The following is a 21,681-nucleotide window of genomic DNA, read 5'->3' as shown; positions in this document are numbered from 1 at the left end:
TATTTGTTTTTATGCGCCTTATAATTTATTTTAAATTTTCTAGTATTGAAAATTAATCTTATTATAGGTATACTATAGTAGTGTTGCTATAATTATAGTTGCTATAAAAATATAGTAAATTAATAGCTATATTTCCTATATATTAATATAAAATTTCGAATTTCAAGTTCTAACTTTATATTAATAAAATAATATTAATTTAGAAAAGAGGGAGAAAATGGATAAGAATACAAAACTTCTTCCGCTAATTCCACTAAGAGGTATGAATATATTTCCATATATGGTGTTGCATTTTGATGTTGGTAGAGAGAAATCTATTCTTGCATTAGAAAATGCTATGCTAAATAATCAAGAAATTTTTCTGGTTTCACAGAAGATATCAAAAATTGAAGAACCAGGGGAAAAGGATATATATAGTATTGGTACTATTTGTAATATAAAGCAAATATTAAAGTTACCAGGAGATACAATTAGGGTACTAGTTGAAGGACTAAAAAGAGGGAAAATTTTGGAGTACAAAGATAATGAAACTTTTGTACGGGCAGAAGTAGAAATTATTGAAGATGAAGATTTCGAAGATGACAAGAAATGTAAGGCGTTAGTTAGAATTATAGATAAAGCTTTTGAAGAATACATAAATCTATCAGTTAATAATTTTCCCGATGCACTATTCAGTTTAGAAGAGACCAAAGAGCCAGGAAGATATTGTGATATTGTAAGTTCATATTTAATACTAAAACCAGAAACAAAACAAAAATTGCTTGAAACGGTAGATGTTATTAAAAGATTAGAAAAACTACTATTTATATTAAAAAATGAAGTTGAAGTATTAAAAATAGAAAAGAAAATTGGAACAAAGGTTAAAAGTAGAATTGATAAAGTTCAAAAGGAATATTATCTAAGAGAACAAATAAAAGCTATACAAGAAGAATTAGGAGAAGATGACGAGAATAAAAGAGAAGTAGACGAATATGAAATTAAGATAAATAAGGCGAAACTTCCTAAAGAGGCAAAAGAAAAAGCGATTTATGAATTAAATAGATTGAAAAGTGCAGGGAATTATTCTTCTGAAAGTGGAGTAATAAGAGCATATTTAGATTGGATTTTAGAGCTACCTTGGAATAAATTTACTAAAGATAATATTGATATTAACAAGGCTAGAGAAGTTTTTGCAGCAGAACATTATGGACTAGAGGATGTTAAGGAAAGAATAATAGAATATTTAGCAGTTAAAAAGATTAGCAAAACTCTTAAAGGACCTATACTTTGTTTGGTAGGACCACCGGGAGTTGGAAAAACATCTATAGCAAAATCTGTTGCTAATGCAATAAATAGAAAGTTTGTTAGAATGTCTCTAGGTGGAGTAAAAGATGAGGCTGAAATAAGAGGACATAGAAAAACTTACGTGGGAGCAATTCCAGGTAGAATTATATATGCCATGAAACAAGCAGGGTCTAAAAATCCATTGTTCTTATTAGATGAAATTGACAAAATGAGTGGTGACTTTAAGGGTGACCCTGCAGATGCACTACTCGAAGTTTTGGATAGTGAACAAAATGCAACTTTCAGGGATCATTATCTGGAACTCGATTTTGATTTATCAAAGATTTTGTTTATAACTACTGCAAATAAATTAGATACGATTCCAAGACCATTATTAGATAGAATGGAAATTATTGAGGTATCCGGTTATACATCAGAAGAAAAATTCCACATTGCTAAGAATCATCTTATTCCAAAGATGTTAAAAGAACACAATATGGAAGATAGCAAAATAAATTTTTCTGATTCTTCAATAAATTGTATTATAGAAAGTTATACTAGAGAATCAGGGGTTAGAAATCTTGAAAGACAAATTGCTTCAGTTATCAGAAAAGCAATAACTGAAATGGTAGAAAAGACTAAAGAAAATATTGATGTTACAACGACGCACGTTAAAAGGTATTTAGGAATTGAACTATATACTTATGATAAAGCTGATATGGAAGATGGAGTAGGCGTCGTAACAGGACTTGCGTGGACTGAAGTGGGTGGTGTTACTTTGCCTGTAGAGGTAAGTGCCATGGAGGGAACTGGTAAGCTTGAACTTACCGGTAAGTTAGGCGATGTTATGAAAGAATCTGCTAAAGCTGGATATAGTTATATTAGAGCTAATGCAGGTAAATATAATATTGATAGTGACTTTTATAAAAATAAGGACATTCATATTCATGTACCAGAAGGTTCAGTGCCTAAAGATGGTCCATCTGCTGGGGTAACTATGATTACTGCAATGGTATCTGCCTTAACTAATAGAAAAGTAAGACATAACGTAGCGATGACAGGTGAGATTACGCTTACGGGAAGGGTTTTACCTATTGGAGGGCTTAAGGAAAAATCCCTAGCTGCATATAGGGCAGGTATTGATACAATTATTATTCCAAAGGACAATGAAAAAGATATACAGAAGATACCAAAGAGTGTTAAGGATAAACTAAAATTTATAATTGCAAGTAAAGTAGAAGATGTACTTGAAAACGCATTAATTGGAGCGATAAATAATGGAGATAAAACAATCTGAATTCATAATTTCAGCAGTAAAACCTGCTCAATATCCTACGGATAATATGGTAGAGTATGCTTTTGTTGGCAGGTCAAATGTAGGAAAATCATCTTTAATAAATACTTTAACCAATAGACGTAAATTGGTTAAAGTTAGTGGTACACCTGGAAAAACAAGACTTATAAACTTCTTTTTAATAAATGATAGTTTTTATTTTGTTGATTTACCGGGTTATGGATATGCTAAAGTATCAAAGACTGAACAAGCCAAATGGGGAAAAATGATGGAGGATTATTTAGTCCGAAGACCTCAGCTCCAAAAAGTAGCATTACTCGTGGATTGTAGACGTAAGCCAACTAAAGATGATCTTCTAATGTACGGATGGATAAAACATTTTGGCTATGAAGTTGTAATAGTTGCAACAAAAAAAGATAAGTTAAATAGAGCAGAATTAGTAAAAAATAATAAGTTAATTAGAGAAACATTGGATTTAGAGGATAGTGAAGAAATTATCAATATTTCATCACTAAAAAAAATAGGTGTCAAAGAGCTTTTAGGAAATATGTTTAACGACATTTCAGAAGGAGAGTCCCCTAGTTCTAATGGAAATTCTAAACTGTAATAAAAAGAAAACTTTAGTGAGAATATAAATTCCTTCTGAAGTCGTTAATTGCAGCACCGAAGGTGATGATTTAACGAATCTGAGACTATAGAATAAAAATAATGTGATAAATAAAATAGACCTATATTATAGAGTGTAAAATAGTAATTTTTGCACAAAGTGATAAGGCCTATTTTTTTTGTATTTTAATTGAAAATTCAGTGTCAATTTATATTTATCAGAATAGTATATATTAGAAAACAAAAGAAAAATGTTTTTAAATTAAGAGATAAACAGAGGAAGAGAACAATTACTAATTGTTATTTAACTAATAAGTAAATATAAGGAGGGAAGTAAAGTGGATATGAATGGATTGCTAAGTGGATTAGCACAAAAAAATGAATGTGATCATAATAGAAAATGTTGTTGTAACAACAACAACAACAACAACAATGGCATCTTCGGTGGAAGCTCAATAATTTTGATCATTATTCTATTATGCTTCTGTGGAGGATTTGGTGGTCAAGGACAAGATTGTGGGACTGTTTGCGGATGCGACCCTAAACACTGCAAAGAATTATGTAGATGTGGTCCAATTAATAACGGTGGATTCGGCGGATTTGGTGGATTTGGTGGATCTGGTTCAGGATTCGGCTGCTGGTGGATAATAATATTAATACTTTTATTCACATGTGGCAATCAAAACAGAGGATGCTGCTCAAATAATAACGACTGTTGTGACGAATAAACTAGGTAAAGGATAATAGGTTAACATCTGATAAATTAAAATAATGATTACTTTAGTTGAAATATGTAACACATTGAAACATGCCCAGAAAGGGGGGTTTTATATGTCAAAAAGAAGATGTTGTGGTAAGGAAGCAGTAGCTGCAGTAGCTGAAGTTGGATGTGGAAATCAATTTGGAAGTCTATGCTCAAATCCAATTTGTGCTTTAATAATCTTAATTATACTTCAAAAAACATGTCTACTTGAAAACAATAACGCATTTCTATTAATATTATTATTCTTAGGTTTTTGTTTCTGTAGAGGTGGAAGAGTAGGTTGTGGCAGAGGCTTTGGTTGCTAGTCTTAAAAATCAGGGAGAGCTTATGCTCTCCCATTTATAAATGAGGTGATAAATGTGTCAAAACATCATAGGAGCCATACAAATAATATGAATAATGAAAATAACAATAATAACAATGACAGTAACGGCAATAATAATAACAATAACAATTCTAACAGTAATCCATTAACACAAATGCTAAATGGAAATTCTGGGAACCCGATGATGGCATTATTATCTAGTTTGCTTTCTGGAAATAATGGTGGCGGTAATAATATGCTTGAAGGGTTACTTTCTGGTTTAGGCGGTCAAGATAATAATATGTTAACAAATTTGTTGGGTAATTTAGGGGGTCAAGATAACAATATATTAGCAAACTTGATGGGTAATTTAAATGGTCAAGGTAATAACATACTAGGCAACTTAGCGAATAATTTAAACCCGGGTAATGCAAATTCAAGTACGAATTCAAAGGTAAAATCAACATCAAGTGTTACAAAGAATAACAAAAACAATTCAAATGGAAATAATGATTCAATAAATTCTAATGTTGATGATAATGACAACACTTTAGCAGATATATTTTCAGGTATGGGAGGTATAGACTTAAGTCAAATCTCAAATATGCTGGCTGGAATAGATTTAAATAATCTAGATTTAAATAATCCAAATCTTAGTGAGATGATAAATTCATTGACCAATAATAATACGTTTGTAAATAGTGAGCCTATTGAAAGTAATGATGTTGAATTTAAACATACTGACCCTAAGGCAAGAACACATAATATTGTGAAAAACTTAGAAGAGGAGGATTTGGGACAGTTAATATATATATTAGCTCATCTAGTAGATGACAGGAAACTTGAAATGCTAAATAAGATAGTAGGAGAGAATTCTAATTAAGGCTTATATTTAAATGTATTGCAATGATACTGTTTTTTATGAAAATCATCAAAAAATAACAGAGCAAATATTCGTGCATATTCGGCCTGTTATTTTATTGTCTATCTTATAAATTATTATTTTCACTATTAGGATCTTCATAACCTATCATAGTGCATTTACCATCAAGAATTCCACCTTCAGATATCATAAGTTTTTTCACTGAAATATCTCCTTTGACCTTGCCACAACTTTCTATGGACAATGTGCTTTTGCAACAGATATTTCCATTAATCATTCCGTTTATAGAGGCATTATCACACGCTGTATTGCCTTTTATGTGGCCAGATTCTCCTAGAATTACATCATCTGCACAAAATATGTCTCCATCAATGGAACCGTCTATTTTTATTAATCCATTAACGTTTAAAGAACCAATTATAAAGCATTGATCTCCAATTAAAGTTTCAATCCTATTTACGTCTTTTTCCTTGTTATTAAACATATGAACACTCCTCCAATGTTAAATTAGTTTGTATTTCTAAACAATAATAAATTTATAATTTAAAATATCATTTATAATGAATAAAACTATGCAAAAAGGTTAATATTATAAATGTAATCGGAGTTAAATCTCCATTAGCATAAAATTAATTATTTTATGCGGAACCCCCCCATCCCCCTTGGGACCGATAATACGGTCCCTTTTTAATCCGTAAATTATAACAATATTTTATATATTAACTATCTAATTTAAATTTTATGTTATTACTTAATACTTATAGAACTAATCTTAAAGGTAGAAGTAGTATCGCTTTTAGGTATAGGTTTAAGAATTAGTTCTATGGTATAGTTTTTTGTGTCTTTTGAATCCCTTTCAGTACTTCCTTTAAAGTTTAAGGTCCATAGAATTTTACTGGCATTGCCTTCTTTGTCCCAATTAGAATCTTTGAAAACAGCATCTTGGAAGTTGAAATATATTTTTTTATTCCATAAATCGCTTAATAGTGATATATCATTACCATTTAAATCAGGTGAGAAAGGCTCTTTTGACATATTTAATTCTGATAGTGGAAAGCTTGTCATAAGATTTATAAAGCTTGTTATGGTGTTTTTACCCATATAATTATCATCATAGTTATAGTCAAAAGACTTTAACCTGTTCTTAATAAAAATATAACTTGTAAACGTCATTTTACCATCTTTAATATTTCCAGATAAAACTTTAGGCGTTTTATTATTTTTACTGTCTACAAAACCTAAAATATTATTGGTGCTGCAAAATATATCATCAAATTTTTCATTATTCCAAAGGAATACATGCTGAACAGCTTTATTGTTTATAGATGATGTATCCTGTAGAGAGGCTGTATTCTCTACAGAGGCTTGAGTAAATATTTCAGGTTTGTTGTTTGTAGATATGTCCATTAAAGTAAGTCGCATTGGCCACTCCTTATAATAATTTCCCACAGTATTAATTTTTTTAGAGGGTTCAAGGTAATAACTTTTATCTTGTGAATTTATTTGAATATAATATTTATCTGTTTCTGTTTCTGTTTTTATGTATAGAATATCCTTAGTGCCATCCCCTGTTAAATCAGCTTGCATCATTTTGCTTTCAGTAACAATATTAAATGTACTTAATGATTTGTTTCTAATTACTAAGAGAACTGTAAAAATTGTTGAAAAGACAATAAAGGCTAAAGCATAGTAAACAAATTTCTTCTTAAAAAATAGTATGTGTAATTTCATATATTCCACCCCCTTTAAATTATATGTAACAATTATATATTTAATTAATTTATATAGAAAAAAAATAAAAAAATTCATATTTATTATTATTAAGAGGTGAACTTATGAAAAAATCATTTAAAATACTGAAAAATCTATTTAGTTTTTTTATAATTTTAATTATGGTATTTACACTCTCAGCCTGTAAATCTAATAAAAGTGAAAAACAAAAAAAAATAAATGTATTCCTGGATACAACTGACAAGTATTCTTCTAATGTAATTAAGTTTTTAATTGAGGATTTTAAAAGTGCCAATCCAGATGTTGAAATAAAACTAAATGATGTACTAGGTAATAAAAGTGATATCATGGAAAGCATTAATCTTGGTACAGAAATTGATGTGATTTTCACTAATAGGAATACCCTTATTGAGCTTAGCAAAAAGGGAGTAATTAGTGATATGAAAAGTGTTTATGAAAAAGAGGCTATCGGCGATAGATATTATGACATTGTAGGCTCTTATGGTAGAGTAGGGGATAAATATTATGGTATAGGAGTTGTACCATATTCTATTGAGTTATTATATAATAAAGTTAATCTAGAAAAATTAAAAATATCTAACCCTAAGAATTTAGAACAATGGTTAGATGTTTTGAAGCAAATTCATAACAAGGGAATAAAAACTCCAATAGTGTTAACTGAAGATGTAGATGCTAATGGACTTCTGTTTTCTTTAATCGCTAGTAAAGTGGTAAATATTCATGAACTTGAAGAAAGCTATGATAGTGGTGAGGAGTCATATAAAAAAATTAAAACCATGCAGGAGACATTTAAGAAATTTAATTTAGTAACAAAAGGCAGTGGAATTTCTAAAGAGTCTTTTGAGTTAGGGAATGAACAAAGCATTATTAGTTTTAATAATGGTGATGCGGCTCTACTTGCATGTATTTCTTATTATAATTCTAAACTTAATGGAACAAACATAGGTATAATAGGAGATTATGATAATAATTCAAATTATGGTTCTAATATGCCTATTATAATTAATTCTTTAGTATGTATGCCTATAAATGCGAAAAATGGGGATAATGTCAATGCTTTTATTAAATATATTTATAGTGATGAGGTTCAAGCAAGAATTGTGCAAAAGGGAATTATAAGTGGAAACAAAACTGCAAATAATAAAATAACTGGTATAGGCAAAATAATGGTTGGACATATGTATAAAGCTAATGATAATAGTATTCTTGCATTATATAATTTACCTGATAAAATCAAAAGCAATGTATTGATAACTTTGAAAAGGATTTTAGCTGGTGGTTATAATTCTAAAGAATGGGAAGAGTTATTAAAAGAATCTTATAAATGATTTATTAAATAAAAAAAAGAAGTATAGTTTCTATACTTCTTTTTTTTACTTAATAAATCATTTTTTGCAATCTTTACATAATCCGTAAAAATATATTTTGCTCGCTAAAATTTCGTAATTAGTATACTGTTTAACATCTTCATTTACATTTGGAAAAGATATGCCTTCTATGTCATCAACTCTACCGCAACTTATGCATTGCACATGAGGATGGGTAGCCATGTTTCCATCATACCTAAAGTTGCCTTCACCTACATTAAGTTCTATTATTAACTCAACCGCAACAAGAGTTTTTAATGCTTTGTAAATTGTAGCCAAACTCATAGTAGGGTAAGTTGGTTGTAGGGCTTTGTAAATAACTTCTGCTGAAGGATGTTCTTTTGTAGATTTTAAATATTTATAAACTGCAATACGTTGAGGTGTTAGCTTTAACTTTTTCTCTCTAAAAATTGTTGTAATGTTCTCCATATACACCATCCTATAATCTAATTAATAGTTATAAAACTTATTATATAATAAAAATTATTACTTGTCAAAAGAAATAATTTCCATATTACTTGTAAAAATAATAAAAATCATTAAACTTTTAATTCATTTATAGGATAAGCAACATATATTAGTAATATAGAGAGGAGGGCTGATATTTTGAAAAAAACCTATGTATTAGATACCAATGTTATTCTATACACGCCAAGTGCTATATTATCTTTTGGAGATAACGATGTAATAATACCCGAAGTGGTACTCGAGGAATTAGATAGTTTTAAAAAAGATAAAAGTGATTTAGGGGCTAATGCCAGATATGCAGCTAGGCTTATTGATAAACTGAGAAATGAGGGAAAACTAAACGAGGGTATTGAGCTTGAGAATGGTGGAAGACTTAGAGTAGAGATGAATCACTATGATACTAAAATTCCTGCTTCTTGGAATAAAGAAAAGGCTGACAATAGAATATTACAGGTATGCAAAGGTCTTAAAGAACAAGGAGAGGAGGTATGGCTAATAACAAAAGATATATTTCTAAGAATAAAGGCAGATGCCGTAGATATTAATGTAGAAGATTTCTATGAAAAATTTGTGCCAGAATATGATAATCAATATACAGGAAGATCAGAAGTATTCGTATCTTCAGAAAAACTTCAAGAGTTTTATAGCAAAAAAAGTTTAGCAGTTGAGGCTTTACTTAATTATGATGAGAATTTAGAGGAATACACCATACCAATTTTATATACAAATCAATTTTTAATAATTCATTCATTGGAAAACCCTAAACAAACTGCACTTGGTAGGTATGATGGTAAAAATGTAGTGCCACTGTACAGTAAGGATAGTAAACCATTAGGAGTTGTACCAAGAAATGTTGGACAGCGGTTTATGCTAGAAGCACTAAGTGTCGATGCTATAAAAGCACCTTTAGTAATTGTTAAAGGACCTGCAGGAACAGCTAAAACACTATTTTCATTAGCCGTAGGACTTCAAAAAATATTAAATGAGAATAGTGAGCATTACAGAAGAATTTTAGTTTGTAGACCGAATGTTACCATGGATGAGGAAATAGGCTTTTTACCTGGTACGGAGCAAGAAAAAATATCACCCTTTATGCGACCAATATTTGATAATTTAGAGATACTTGTGGATTCTGATGAAAAAGAACGTTACAAAAATGAAAAGGAATTATTAGATAAGATAAAAGACTTATTTGATAGGAGAATTATAACAACTGAGGCTGTTGCTTACCTTAGAGGAAGGTCCATAGTTAAAAATTGGGTAATCATAGATGAAGCACAAAATTTATCGCCCAAACAAGTTAAAACAATAATAACTAGAGTTGGTGAGGGAACTAAGCTGATTCTTATAGGTGACCCAGAACAAATCGATCATCCTTTTCTTGATTCAAGATCAAATGGTTTGTGCTATGCCTCTGAAAAAATGAAGGGTAGTGATTTGTGTTATCAGGTAACTTTAAAATATGATGAATGTGAGAGATCACCACTAGCCTACGAAGGCTCAAAAAAATTATAAATATGACAAGTTATAAAAGAGAGTATATGGATTTATACTCTCTTTTTGTATGAAATTATCAAATTAGTGATGTAGTTCACAAAAATTACATTAAAATTGTATTTTAAAATACAAAGTTTTATTGTACAATAGGATAGTATCTAATAAGAAAAAGGATGGGAAGCATGAAAAAAAGAAAAAATGGTAAGAAGAAAAAAATAAGTACAAGCAAGCTGGTTATATTATTTATAGTATTTGAACTTATTTTCACAACTGCTACGGGTCCATATATGCTTTATTACGGTCCGTTTAAAAAAGTGAAGACAACAGTAGTGGGTGCAGCAATGACTACTCTCACATTACAGTGGCTAGCAAAAGCATTTTTATCTGATGCAAAAATAAATGAAATTTTGAAGGGACAAACAGTAGCTGTTATAGCACAAGAAAGATCAGATGGCGTAAATGCTGGTGTAAAAGTAGAAAATAAAAATGATAATGACATTGAAAGATATGAGATAAAAGGAAACAGATACAAAGGATATGTATTAATAATTAAGGATCCTACTAGGATAAAGGCAGGATACAGTAGTAAACTACTTAACAAACCTGGGCAACTTAAGGAAGGTGAGCGTACTAGTGAAATTGCAAAAGCTAATAATGCAATTGCGGCAGTTAATGGTGGAGCATTCGTAGACGAAGCGGCTGGAGCAGAATGGGCAGGAACGGGAGCAAAGCCCACGGGAATTATAATGACTAGTGGAAAAGAAATTTTTAATGATATAAAAAATGAAAATACTAAAACAGATGTTGTTGCAATAACTAAAGATGGAAATTTGTTAGTTGGTGCTCATAGCATTAAAGAAATGAAAAGAGATGGGGTAACAGAAGCGGTGTCTTTTGGCCCAGCATTGATAGTTAATGGTAAGAAAACTATAGTTAGTGACGAGAATGATGGTGGACAGGGTCCAGCACCTAGAACGGCTATTGGACAAAGGCAAGATGGCGCAATAATATTATTAGTTATTGACGGTAGACAGATAAGTAGTTTTGGGGCTTCTTTAAAAGATGTTCAAAATATTTTGTATGATTATGGAGCTTATCATGCTAGTAACTTAGATGGAGGATCTTCTTCTACAATGTTTTACAAGGATGAAATTATAAATAATCCTAGTGACAGCTATGGAGAAAGATCTATACCTTCAATTATTTATGTTGAGAGTAGATAATAAGGTTAAATCTCAGCATAGCATATTTTAAATTAAAGGAGCAATCATTATGACATGGAAGAAAAGAATAGGTATATGGATTGTAGTATCTCTATCTTTACAATGTTTAGTTTTATTTTATATAGATCATTATTTTTTAGCAACTAGTGATTCAAAAGCGGTTTCTAAAAAAATTGTTGAAGATGAAAAAGAAGAAACAAAAAAAATCGATATTACGGTACCAGAAAGCGCAGAAAAAATATTAGCCTCCTATGATGCTAAATATTTATCCTATTATGAAGACCAGCAATTAAAAATTGTTGATTGTAAGGATGGAAAAATTAAAAATGTAGAGGCGGAAGAAGGAAGCAAAATTTGTTTTTATAAATGGCTTCCAGATAGAAATAGGATGTATATAGTTGAGAAAAAAAGCGATGATGAATCTAGTAAATTAGAATTATATTCCTATGATTTATCAAAAGGTGAAAAAGCAAAGTATGTAGATTTAGACTGGAGCAATGGAGAAACCAAAGTAGAAGACATTCAAGGATCAACTTTAACAGGCTTTTATTATGTAAAAGCTTCAAATAATGGTGAGAGAAGCCAAATATATAGAATTGATAGAATGAGAAAAACGAGAAAAGTCAATACCATACCTAATAAAGTGAGCAATATCGTATCATCCCGCCATGAAGATAATGTGGTTTATGAGGGATTAGTTTATAATAAAATATATGCCACGGCTCGTGAGGAACCGACGGAACCGATAACTATTAAAGGTGTAGACAAGCTTACGATAATTGGTATTGATAATAATGATAATGTGTATCTTGGAGAATTAAAGGATAAATTAGTAAGCAAAATTTATTATGGAAAAACAGCAGATAAGACTCAAGACTGGAAAACAATTGAGTTACAACAACCTTGTGAAAGAGATGATTTATTCGTTTCCGATGCTGGCAAGGTCTATCAGCATGATTCGCTGCAAGGTGTAGTAAAAGAAATTAATTCTGGATCTCAAACTAGTTATGAAGGGAAGTTTTTACAAATGTATGCTAAAGGGATAGTATCTTTAGTAGGTAATAAAATATCCTTTGTTCCTTTTAAATAGGTAGGTACATTAAAATAAATAGTTAATAATAATTTTAAACTATGCCCTTGGCATGGTTTTTTTTGTTTGCTAAAAAATTATAAAGTTTTTTAATATTATAAAAAAACTATTAATCGTTTACAAAAAGTTTTTTTAGTATTATAATATGTTTATTGACTTGTCCTAAAATTTTCATGTTAATGAATAATATAGATTAACATAGAAATTATAGGATGAAATTAGCATTTAATGAATGGAGGGGTTAATTTGTTTAATAATTTTAGGGGGAAGAAATTAACATCATGGTTATTAACATTAATGATGGTTTTTACTTTAGTTCAACCAGTTAATGTTTTTGGAGCAGAAAGCAAGGAAATAAATTTACAAATATTAGCGACTAGTGATATGCATGGTAGATTTTTACCCTACGACTACGCTATTAATGCACCAGACACATCAGGAAGTATGGCTCAACTTCAGACAATCGTCAAAGAATTGAAAAAAGCAAATCCAAACACTATTTTAGTAGATAATGGTGATAGTATTCAAGATAATTCATCATCATTATTTAATAACGATGCAATTCACCCAATGGTACTTGCAATGAATGAAATGGGATATGATACTTGGTCTATGGGAAACCATGAATTTAATTATGGAATACCAACACTGCAAAAAATATCATCTAAATTCACTGGAACAGTTCTTTGTGGTAATGTTTTTGATAAAGCTGGTAAATCTATAGGTAAGCCTTATAAAATCATAGAAAAAGATGGGGTTAAAATTGCTATTATTGGTATGGTAACTCCACATATAACAAAATGGGATGGACCTAATCTAGTAGGTTATACAGTAACAAATCCAGTTGTAGAAACTAGAAAAATTATTGATGAGCTTAAAGGCAAAGTTGATGTTATGATAGCAACTATGCACGCAGGTGAAAATGCAGAATATGGAAATGGTGATAGCGCTAGAGAACTTGCTAAAGCTTGCCCAGAATTAACTGCTATAGTAGCTGGGCATGCTCATTCAACTATAGCTCAAGTTAAAGAAGGAAATGTTATTATTACTGAACCTAATAAAGGAGCATCTCAATTATCAAAAATTGATGTTAAGCTTACTAAAAATGCTGCTGGCAAGTATTCTGTGGTAGATGCTAAATCAGATTTAGTGTATGCAACGCCTAAAGGCGGAAAAGCAGTAATAGCAGATGCAGACCTTTCAGCTAAATTACAATCTTATAGTACAACAGCTATTGCAGATGCTAATGTTGTTATTGGAGAACTTAAAGGCGGAGATTTGGTTCCAGCCTCTGAAATTAAAGGAATTCCAACAGCACAAGTAAAAGATACTGCAATGATAGATTTAATTAATAAAGTTCAGATGTTTTATACAAAGGCAGATGTAGCAGCGGCTGCTAGTTTTAGCACTACTGCAAATATCAAAGAAGGTAAAATAATTAAAGCTGGTACAGCTTCGATTTATAAATTTGATAATACCTTAGTGACACTTAAAGTAACTGGAGCACAGTTAAAGAAATATATGGAGTGGTCAGCTAGTTATTACAATACTTTTAAACCAGGAGATTTAACAGTTTCATTTAATGAAAAAATAAGAGATTACAACTATGATATGTTCTCAGGCGTAAAATATGATGTGGATGTATCAAAGGAAGCAGGGAAAAGAATTGTTAATTTAACTAAAACGGATGGAACACAAATAAAAGACACAGATGTTTTAAAATTAGCAGTTAATAATTACAGAGCTAGCACAACTCTGCTTAATGAAGAATCAGGATTATTTAAGGGTGAAGGTGTAGAAATAGTATATGACTCCTTTAAAGCTATGGGAGACGACGGACGTATAAGAGATTTAATAAGAAAATATATTGTTGAAGAAAAGAAGGGTGTTATAACTCCAGAATTAGATAATAACTGGAAAATAATCGGCAATGGAATGGATGCTACTAAAGCTGCCTTCGCAGCTAAATTAATCAATAATGGTAAACTACAATTACCAACATCAGAAGATGGAAGAACTCCAAATGTTAAATCTGTTACTTATGATGATGCAATAGCAGCTAATGGAGTTAATATTGTTACATTTAATGATTTCCATGGTGCAGTAGCTGCAGACGGAAAGAATGCAGGTATAGCTAAATTTGCTGGAGAAATAAACAAAGTTAAAACACAAAATCCTAATACTATAGTAGTATCAGGTGGAGACAATTTTCAAGGAAGCGCAATGTCTAACTTAACTTATGGTGCACCAGTAAATGAAATGATGAAATCAGTTGGAGTAGTTGCCTCAGCTGTAGGAAATCACGAATTTGACTGGGGTACTGATAAAATAGCTAAGTGGGCACAAGATGGCGGATACAAATTCCTCGCTTCAAATATTTATGATAAAACTACAGGTAAGCCAGTAACTTGGTCTGAGCCATACATGATAGTTGAAAAAGGTGGAGTAAAAATAGGCCTTGTGGGAATTGCAACACCAGAGACAGAATTTAAAACGAAACCAGAAAATGTTAAAAATTTAGAGTTTAAGGATCCCGCTACTTCAGCTAAAGAATGGGCTAAAGTTGCAAAAGATAAGGGAGCAGATGTAGTTATTGCATTAACTCATTTAGGAGCTTTCCAAGATAAAGATGGTAAAATTACTGGAGAAGCCACTGCACTTTGCGGACTTCCCAATATAGATGCAGTTATTTCAGCGCATACTCACCAACCTGTAAGTGGAATGGTTAATGGGATTCCTGTAGTTCAAGCATATTATTCAGGAAGGACTTTGGGAAGATTAACAATCAAAATTGATGCCAGCGGTAAATTAGCAGGCATAGTACCTTCAATAGATAACTTATATAGCAGACCAACTACTTTAGTAGAAGATGCAGCTGCAAAAGCAATTGCTGATAAATATACTAAAGATTTACAACCTATACTCAGTGAAGTTTTAGCAAAAACAGATAAGGAATTGCCTCATGATAGATATGCCCAAGGAACATCACTACTAGGACAATGGACAACTGATGTTATGAGAAAAGTAACAGGTACACAAATTGGTATAACTAATGGTGGTGGACTAAGAGTTCCAGTAGCTGCTGGAAATATTACAATGGGTAATATGTATGAAGTTATGCCATTTGACAATACATTAGTTAAAATGGAACTTAAGGGTTCTGATTTAAAGAGAGTAATTGAAAATGGAATAGATAATAAAGATATTGGTTGGGTTCAAGTAGGTGGAGTAAAAGTTTACTATAATGAAAAAGCTGAATTTGGCAAAAGAATTACAGCTATGTTCTTAGAAAATGGAACGCCAGTTGACATGAACAAAACTTATACAGTAGTTACTAACGACTTTATGTTCACAGGTGGAGATAAGTATGACTTCAAAGGTGCAATAAATGCCGTAGATACTATGACTCCAATAAGAGAAGCATTAGTAACTGAATTGAAAAAGGTTAAAGCTATATCAGTTAAAAACAATAATAATCTTGTTTCCGGTACTGCACCAGTGGTAACAAAACCAGTAGTAACAAAACCTGTGGTAACAAAACCAGCATTACCTATTAAGGGTAAATATGTTATGACTACAGCTAAAAGTGGATTGAATTTCAGAGTAGCAGCTTCAGCGTCTTCAAAGAAACTTGGAGTACTTAAATATGGCACAGTAGTTCAGGTTGTTTCAGAAACTGCTATTTGGTATAAAATTAATTACAATGGTAAAGTAGGTTATATCTACAAATCTTACACAAAAGTAGCATCGGCTAAGCTGGTGACTGCGGCTTAAAAAAGAATTCTACAATAAAATACCGTGTAGACAGTATAGTAATATATTGTCTATACGATATATTACTATATTTAGCATTATATGTAGAAGATGATATAAAGTGTTATTTAAAAACTATATTTTGTAAAAAAAGATCTTATCTGTTGAAGATAGGGTCTTTTTATGTGGCATCTTAAATAGATCAGAAGAGTATACTCACTATTTTTTGAAGATGCCTTATATAAAAATATAAGCTTATTCATAAGAAATCCAGTTGTAGAAATATATTATTTTGTTTTAAAAATAATACATTCAAAATAACAATAAACTTTGCTATAATAGATATATTAGGCATCTGAAGAAAATAATAAGTCAAAGATGTCCTAACAAGGGAAGTAACAATTAGTAGTTGATATATACCTTGTAGGATAAAAAGGAGGAATAAATTTGGATACATCAGAAATATTATATAAGATTTTAATGATACCAGCAATTTTAATAGCATTCACTTTTCACGAGTATGCACATGCTATCACAGCAGATAGGTTAGGGGATAAAACTCCAAGATTTCAAGGGAGACTTACACTGAATCCAATTGCTCATATAGATCCAATGGGATTTATTTTGATTTTACTAGTAAACTTCGGGTGGGCAAAACCCGTTGAGACAAATCCCAGTGCCTATAAAAACTATTATAAGGACGATTTGAAAGTTTCTGCGGCAGGGCCAATTGCTAATTTAATTCTAGGTTTTGTATTTGCAATTTTAACTGTATTATTTGCAAAGTTTTCACCAATTAATGGTGCCCTAGGTAAAATAATTTTTGAGATACTAAAAATTACAGGATACTTAAATTGCGTGTTGTTTTTTCTTAATTTAGTACCAATACCGGGTTTTGATGGATTTCATATAGTTAGAGATTTATTTCCAAAGTTTTTTTACAATATTTCAGATTCAGTTACTAGGTATCAATTCCCGATATTTATTATATTAATGTTGCCACTATTACCTGGTGGACAATCAGTTTTTTATTATCTTGTGCAAGTACCAGGGTCATTGTTATTTTATTTTTTCAAAAATATTGTATGGATGATTTAATAACATTTTAGAAGGTGATGATTTAAATGGAAGGATGGATTATTCTTTATGAATTTTCTATTTTGATTTATTGTATAAGCAATTACGTACAGAGTGGAATGAAAAATTCCACTTTTGCTATATCCATTATTTTATCTTATATATGTATTAAGATTTGTTATTATATATTTAGCAAGTCTAAACACAAGAATATCATATTGATAGTAACTTTAATACTAATATTGTTCCAATATACTTATATTTATAATTTAATAATATTAATGTTGCCTATTAACATTTATATGTTAATAGGTATGAGTGACCAGCATAAGTGGATAAATGCATTAGCCATTATCATTAGTGTATATTTTATAAAACATGATATTTTACAAGAATATATATTGGCTGCCATATTAGGTTATCTAGTATACACTTTGGTGAATAGTAGCTTTAGTAAAATTCAAAGGCTTACAGAAGAAAATGAAAGCTTAAAGAATAAAAATACTATACTTTCTAATAAACTAAATAAAGATCTGCAGTTCCATAAGCAATTTAAATATATGTCAAGGCTTGAAGAAAGGAATAAAATAGCCCAGGAAATACATGATAAAATTGGACATACGTTGTCTGGAGGCATTATGCAACTAGAGGCAGCTAAGCTTTTATTAGACATTGATATACCTAAATCAAAATCAATGATCCAAAGCACTATTAATGTACTACGTGAAGGCCTGGACAATATAAGAATTACTTTGAAAAATATTAAACCACCCTCAGAGCAATTAGGTATAAACAAGCTTAAACTATTAATCGAGGAATTTAGTTTTAATAGTGGTATAAAGTCTAATTTTCTTTATAATGGAAACATAAATAGAATAACTCCAAGGCAGTGGAGACTAATATACGACAACATTAACGAAGCTTTAACTAATACAATGAAATACTCCAAAGCTTCCAAGGTAAATGTTAATATTGAAATTCACAATAAAATTATAAAATTAGAAGTTAAGGACGATGGAATAGGCTGTAATACGGTTATTAAAGGTCTAGGTATTGCTGGCATGGAGGACCGTGTAGGCAATGAAGGTGGACAGGTCATTGTAGATGGAGCGCAAGGCTTTTCCGTTATTTCAATTATTCCATTAGACCAAGTGAGAAAAGCCGGGGACAGTTAACAACTAATGAATGTTTAGAAGATTGAAAAAGTGGGGGACAGTTAAGAACTAATGCACATTTAGAAGAGTGAAAAAGTGGGGGACGGTTAACAACTAATGCGCATTTATTAATTAGGAAGAAGAAATAAAAAATAAATAAGGGGTTATGGGTATGGCAATTAAAGTTTTGATAGCTGATGATGATATACTTATAAGAGAAGGACTTAAGATTATACTTGGCTTGGATAGTGAATTTGAAGTGGTTGGTTGCGTCTCAAATGGATTAGAAGCCCTAGAGATGTGTATTGAGAAAACTGTAGATGTAGCATTATTGGATGTTAGGATGCCAGTTATGAATGGGGTACAAGCAGTAAGGGAAATAGCAATGAAAACCACAACTAAAACCTTAATTTTAACTACATTTGATGAGGATGAATATATATTTGAGGCTTTAAAAAATGGAGCGAGAGGATATCTTTTGAAAAATAATTCCCCAGATAAAATAAAAGATGCTATTAAGACTGTTTTTGGGGGCAATATTGTTATGCAAGATGTAATATTAGATAAGGTTACACAAGGATTTAAAACTCCTAGGCAAGATAAAGTTCCAAAGGGAGATACCTTTACCGAAAGAGAAATAGATATAATAAAAGCTATTGCAGAAGGTCTTTCTAATAAAGAAATCTCTAGTAAACTCTATATATCAGAGGGGACAGTTAAGAACTATATCACTTCTATTTTGAATAAGACTGGTTTAAAACATAGAACACAAATTGCAATATATTATCTGCAAGGAGAAATATAATATAAGGCATATGAAAATAAATAACAAGTCAGAAGACTAGTCTATTTATTTTCATGTGCCTTATGTGACTTTAGTCATATAGAAGAGGTGACTTTCACTACTTATTAGAAAGTCGTTTTTTTTATATAATAGAAATATAAGGTACATGAAATAGACGAGCATATTGACTTGCTATCTAAATGTACTTAAATAACAAAAATTATAAAGAGGGGTTATATATGAAGATAGTTAAAATTGAAGGATTAACCAAAAAATTCAAAGATGTAATAGCGGTAGATAATGTAAGCTTATCTATAGAAGAAGGTGAAATTTATGGGCTACTCGGACCTAATGGAGCAGGTAAGAGTACTATTATAAATATATTATGTGGATTACTTACAATGGATAAAGGTAAAATTGAAATTTTAGGTAGAGGCATTGAAAGCAGCTTAATGTATATTAAGCAAAATATTGGTGTGGTACCTCAAGAAATTGCTATTTATGAAGATTTAACAGCCTATGAAAATGTTAAGTTTTTTGCTAGTCTTTATGGATTAAAAGGGTCTGAGCTTAAAGAAAAAGTAGAAGAGGCACTAGAGTTTGTTGGACTTTTAGATAAGAAAAAACAGTATCCAAAAAGTTTTTCAGGTGGAATGAAAAGACGATTAAATATTGCATGCTCTATAGCTCATAGACCTAAGCTAATTATAATGGACGAACCAACAGTAGGAATTGATCCTCAATCAAGAAATCATATATTACAATCTGTAAAAAAATTAAACTTATTGGGATGTACTATAATTTACACTACTCACTATATGGAAGAGGTAGAAGCTATATGTGGGAATATAGCTATAATGGACCATGGAAAAGTAATTGCACAAGGAACTGTGGAAGAGTTAAAGTCTATAGTTACAGATGTAAATTATGTTGAGATTACTGTAGAAGATGTAGAAGTGCTTAATATAGAGCAACTTAAGGCAATACCTGGAGTTGTGCAAATAGAAGTCCAGGATGAGAAAATTAAAATAGAAAGCAAAAAGGACGTTACTAATTTAGATAAGATAATATTATACTTTACCAGCAATAGTATTTCTATTAAGAATATAGAAAGTAAAAATCCAGATTTAGAGTCAGTATTTCTTACTCTAACGGGAAGGAAACTTAGGGATTAGCCATTACTTGCTTATAATAGTTATGTACCTATAAGGAATACAAGGAGCATAACTATTAATAACATTTATGTACTCATAAGGAATAGGAGGAGGGAGAAAATGAGAATTTTTAATATAGTAGTAAAGGAAATCAAGCATAACTTAAGAAATAAGCAAATAATGGTTATAATGATAGCACTTCCTATAGTTCTTATGTGGATTTTAGGAACAGCTTTCTCGGGTGTTATGGGCGGAAATTCATCAATGTTTGATGATGCAAAGGTAGCTTATTCTATTGAGGGTCAAGGGCAGAGGGTGCAGGCTTTTGAAGGGTTTATAAAAAAAATAGAAAAATTTGGAATAACAGCCGCGAGGATACAAGAGTATGATAGTGGAATTAATAGTGTTAAACAAACAGAGTATGCTTGCTATATAGATTTTAATGAAAAGGAAAACAAAATAAATCTTTTTAAGAATGAAAGATATAATTCAGAAGCCGCATTTGTAGAAGTAGTTTTTCAAGCATTTGTACAAAAATATAATGTTGTAGCTGAAATAGCAAAGGTTAATCCAGCTTCCGTAAAAGAAGTTTTAAAAGAAGATTCTAAAAAATACGTAGAGGTAAAATCCATTGATAGAAAAAAGCAGCCAAGAGCAATTGACTATTATGGAATAACCATGACAACCTTAATTATAATGTATGGTTGTTTTTCAGGGGCTTTTGCCATTTACGGAGAAAAAACAAGGAAGACAGGGAATAGAATATTAACTTCCCCTATAAAAAAGTATGAATATTTTATAGGAAAGAATATTGGATCTTTTGTAAGTTTAATATTTCAATTATTAATAGTGATAATTTTCAGTAGAAATGTTTTAAATGTAGACTGGGGAAATAGTCCAGGAATAGTATTTTTAATAATGGCATCGGAAGCTTTTATGGCAACTTCCCTTGGAATAGGAGCCGCCTTTATCTTTAAAACTGAAGCTACAATGACAGGAGTATTAAATATTTTAATACCTGTCATGGTTTTTCTTGGGGGAGGATATGTTCCATTAGAACAATTTAACAGTGAACTTCTATTCAATATAGCTAAGTTTTCTCCAGTAAAATGGGCAAATGACACTGCTTTCAAAGTAATATATAGTGGAAATTTTAGTGATGTGTTTACTACCATTGCTATTAATTTGATAGCGGCTACAGTATTTTTAACTATAGCTACCTTGATATTTAGAAAGGAGAGGGCATAAT

18 protein-coding genes are annotated in these 21,681 nt (G+C 30.7%); 15 read left to right on the top strand and 3 right to left on the bottom strand.

Going from position 1 to position 21,681, the window contains the following annotated elements; translation table 11 throughout:
* The first annotated feature begins 217 nt into the window (after nt 1-217).
* The 5 genes from lon (at nt 218) to G9F70_RS20840 (ending at nt 5,113) form a co-directional block, all read left to right on the top strand.
* On the top strand, nt 218-2,560 hold the full coding sequence (gene lon, locus G9F70_RS20860; RefSeq protein WP_164945590.1) for an endopeptidase La: 2,343 nt from the start codon (nt 218-220) through the stop codon (nt 2,558-2,560).
* Entirely contained in the window at nt 2,541-3,164 is a 624-nt protein-coding gene (yihA, locus tag G9F70_RS20855; RefSeq protein ID WP_164945589.1) for a ribosome biogenesis GTP-binding protein YihA/YsxC, read from the top strand. Before lon ends, yihA begins: the two co-directional genes overlap by 20 nt.
* Before the next feature lie 337 nt (nt 3,165-3,501).
* Nucleotides 3,502-3,891 (top strand): hypothetical protein, encoded by a 390-nt coding sequence (locus G9F70_RS20850; RefSeq protein ID WP_187352987.1) that lies wholly within the window; start codon nt 3,502-3,504, stop codon nt 3,889-3,891.
* A gap of 103 nt (nt 3,892-3,994) precedes the next feature.
* The gene (locus G9F70_RS20845; protein ID WP_164945588.1) at nt 3,995-4,231 is read left to right on the top strand and encodes a hypothetical protein; all 237 of its coding nucleotides are present in this window, start codon (nt 3,995-3,997) and stop codon (nt 4,229-4,231) included.
* An 87-nt stretch (nt 4,232-4,318) separates the two neighbouring features.
* Nucleotides 4,319-5,113: a hypothetical protein gene (locus G9F70_RS20840; RefSeq protein WP_164945587.1), complete on the top strand. Its 795-nt coding sequence runs from the start codon at nt 4,319-4,321 to the stop codon at nt 5,111-5,113.
* A gap of 106 nt (nt 5,114-5,219) precedes the next feature.
* On the opposite strand, the gene G9F70_RS20835 is transcribed toward G9F70_RS20840, so the two are convergent.
* Both G9F70_RS20835 and G9F70_RS20830 read right to left on the bottom strand, forming a co-directional pair.
* Nucleotides 5,220-5,597, bottom strand: a complete 378-nt coding sequence (locus G9F70_RS20835; RefSeq protein WP_164945586.1) for a polymer-forming cytoskeletal protein — start codon at nt 5,595-5,597, stop codon at nt 5,220-5,222.
* A 263-nt stretch (nt 5,598-5,860) separates the two neighbouring features.
* Nucleotides 5,861-6,844 carry a hypothetical protein gene (locus G9F70_RS20830; protein ID WP_164945585.1) on the bottom strand — a complete coding sequence of 328 codons (984 nt, stop codon included), beginning with the start codon at nt 6,842-6,844 and terminating at the stop codon, nt 5,861-5,863.
* A 104-nt stretch (nt 6,845-6,948) separates the two neighbouring features.
* Here G9F70_RS20830 and G9F70_RS20825 point away from each other — a divergent pair, with 104 nt between their 5' ends.
* Complete coding sequence (locus G9F70_RS20825) at nt 6,949-8,193, top strand: ABC transporter substrate-binding protein (RefSeq protein ID WP_164945584.1); 1,245 nt, start codon at nt 6,949-6,951, stop codon at nt 8,191-8,193.
* Between the two features lie 57 nt (nt 8,194-8,250).
* Here the strand turns inward: G9F70_RS20825 and G9F70_RS20820 are convergent, their stop codons facing one another.
* Entirely contained in the window at nt 8,251-8,661 is a 411-nt protein-coding gene (locus G9F70_RS20820; RefSeq protein WP_164945583.1) for a Fur family transcriptional regulator, read from the bottom strand.
* Nucleotides 8,662-8,838: 177 nt separating this feature from the next.
* Between G9F70_RS20820 and G9F70_RS20815 the strand changes: the two genes are divergently transcribed.
* The 9 genes from G9F70_RS20815 (at nt 8,839) to G9F70_RS20775 (ending at nt 21,680) form a co-directional block, all read left to right on the top strand.
* Nucleotides 8,839-10,215: a PhoH family protein gene (locus G9F70_RS20815; RefSeq protein ID WP_164945582.1), complete on the top strand. Its 1,377-nt coding sequence runs from the start codon at nt 8,839-8,841 to the stop codon at nt 10,213-10,215.
* Between the two features lie 164 nt (nt 10,216-10,379).
* On the top strand, nt 10,380-11,420 hold the full coding sequence (locus tag G9F70_RS20810) for a phosphodiester glycosidase family protein (protein WP_164945581.1): 1,041 nt from the start codon (nt 10,380-10,382) through the stop codon (nt 11,418-11,420).
* A gap of 49 nt (nt 11,421-11,469) precedes the next feature.
* The gene (locus G9F70_RS20805; protein ID WP_164945580.1) at nt 11,470-12,510 is read left to right on the top strand and encodes a hypothetical protein; all 1,041 of its coding nucleotides are present in this window, start codon (nt 11,470-11,472) and stop codon (nt 12,508-12,510) included.
* 246 nt (nt 12,511-12,756) lie between these two features.
* On the top strand, nt 12,757-16,284 hold the full coding sequence (locus G9F70_RS20800) for a 5'-nucleotidase C-terminal domain-containing protein (protein WP_164945579.1): 3,528 nt from the start codon (nt 12,757-12,759) through the stop codon (nt 16,282-16,284).
* A gap of 459 nt (nt 16,285-16,743) precedes the next feature.
* Nucleotides 16,744-17,361: a site-2 protease family protein gene (locus G9F70_RS20795; protein WP_164945615.1), complete on the top strand. Its 618-nt coding sequence runs from the start codon at nt 16,744-16,746 to the stop codon at nt 17,359-17,361.
* A 281-nt stretch (nt 17,362-17,642) separates the two neighbouring features.
* Entirely contained in the window at nt 17,643-18,515 is an 873-nt protein-coding gene (locus G9F70_RS20790) for a sensor histidine kinase (protein WP_224617720.1), read from the top strand.
* A 151-nt stretch (nt 18,516-18,666) separates the two neighbouring features.
* Nucleotides 18,667-19,299 (top strand): response regulator, encoded by a 633-nt coding sequence (locus tag G9F70_RS20785; RefSeq protein ID WP_164945577.1) that lies wholly within the window; start codon nt 18,667-18,669, stop codon nt 19,297-19,299.
* A gap of 218 nt (nt 19,300-19,517) precedes the next feature.
* Nucleotides 19,518-20,453 (top strand): ABC transporter ATP-binding protein, encoded by a 936-nt coding sequence (locus G9F70_RS20780; RefSeq protein WP_164945576.1) that lies wholly within the window; start codon nt 19,518-19,520, stop codon nt 20,451-20,453.
* A gap of 99 nt (nt 20,454-20,552) precedes the next feature.
* Nucleotides 20,553-21,680, top strand: a complete 1,128-nt coding sequence (locus G9F70_RS20775; RefSeq protein ID WP_164945575.1) for a SagG family ABC transporter permease subunit — start codon at nt 20,553-20,555, stop codon at nt 21,678-21,680.
* Nucleotide 21,681: the final 1 nt, after the last annotated feature.

The organism is Clostridium sp. FP1 (assembly GCF_011065975.2).
Taxonomy (GTDB): domain Bacteria; phylum Bacillota; class Clostridia; order Clostridiales; family Clostridiaceae; genus Clostridium_AD; species Clostridium_AD tagluense.
This window is presented reverse-complemented; position numbering and strand designations above follow the sequence as displayed.